Genomic DNA, 1,243 nt, shown 5'->3' with positions numbered 1-1,243 from the left:
CAGCGCATCGCCGAGCTCGAACGCGCGGCCGGCGCGCCATTGGTGCAGCGCACCACGCGCAGCGTGCGGCTCACCGAGGCCGGCCAGCGGCTGGTGGAAGACATGCGCGGCCCCTTCGAGCAGATTGCCCACAGCTTCGCCGGCGTGCGCGATCTCGCGGGGGTGCCGCGCGGGCTGGTGCGGGTGACGGCGCCGGTGGCATTCGCTCGCCAGCAGCTGGTGCCGCGGCTGGCCGACTTCCTGCGCGCGCAGCCGGAGGTGCGCATCGAGCTCGATCTGTCGGACCGGCTCAGCTCGCTGGCGATGGAGGGCTTCGACCTGGCCATCCGCCACACGGCCGCGCCGCCCGACACGCACGTGGCCTGGACACTGTGCGAAACCCGCTCCGTGCTGGTGGCCAGCCGTGCCTATCTGCGCCGCCGCGGCACGCCGCGCGAGCCACAGGCGCTGGCGGAGCACGACTGCCTGCACTACCCGCGCGCGCAGGAAACGCCGACCTGGCACTTCGAGGCAAAGGCCTCGGCGCCGCGCATCACGGTGCCGGTTTCGGGGCCACTGGTCGCAAACAACAGCGAGGCGCTGCGCGACGCGGCGCTGAGCGGGCTGGGCATTGCGCTGGTGCCCGACTTCAGCGCGCAGGCGGCGCTGCAGTCGGGCAAGCTGCAGCAGGTGCTGCCGCAGTGGCGCTCGGTGGGTGCTTTCGGCGAGCGGCTGTATGCAATACGGCCCTACGCCACGCATGTGCCGCAGGCGGTGACGGCTTTTGTGGGGTGGCTACGGGAGGCGCTGTCCGAGGGCTTTTCGGCGTGATCGCACCCCGAACAGCAGCCGACCATGCCCTGAAGAAAACCTGAAGAAACGGCGTTGTGCCCTACGCAAACGAGGGGTCTGGAGCACCTTCACACTGGATGCACCCGGTTACGATGCGCGCTTCCAACCCCGCGTTTGTTAACTTTCCCGCTCACCCGCCCTATGTCCCCTGCCACATCGACTGCCGACGCTTCCGCCGCCGACAGCGCGTGGCCTCGCGTCGAGCAGCGAGAGCAGGAAGGCCGCCAGTGGACAGTGGCCAGCGGCTGCTGGACCACGCTGGCAATGTCGTCCAAGCCGGCATGGCAGGCGCTGGCGAAAAGCCTGGAAACCGCCCCGCCCGCCGACGACCGCGCGTGGGACCTGCGCCCCATCGGGCAGCTCGACCACATCGGCGCGCAGTTGCTGTGGGAGCACTGGCGCCACCAGTGGC

General features: G+C 70.6%; 1 protein-coding gene and 1 pseudogene. Both read left to right on the top strand.

All coding sequences use genetic code 11. The annotated features are described in order from the left end of the window. On the top strand, positions 1-810 hold an 810-nt coding region (locus ACSFA2_RS25560; protein WP_435458131.1), incomplete at its 5' end, for a LysR family transcriptional regulator. A 162-nt stretch (positions 811-972) separates the two neighbouring features. Beyond that, positions 973-1,243 (top strand): annotated as a pseudogene (locus ACSFA2_RS25555) (ABC transporter permease); the annotation flags it as partial.

This window comes from Variovorax cryoconiti, assembly GCF_051216395.1.
Lineage (GTDB): Bacteria > Pseudomonadota > Gammaproteobacteria > Burkholderiales > Burkholderiaceae_C > Variovorax.
Note: the sequence above shows the minus strand (reverse complement) of the source record. Positions and strands in the feature narration are given on the sequence as shown.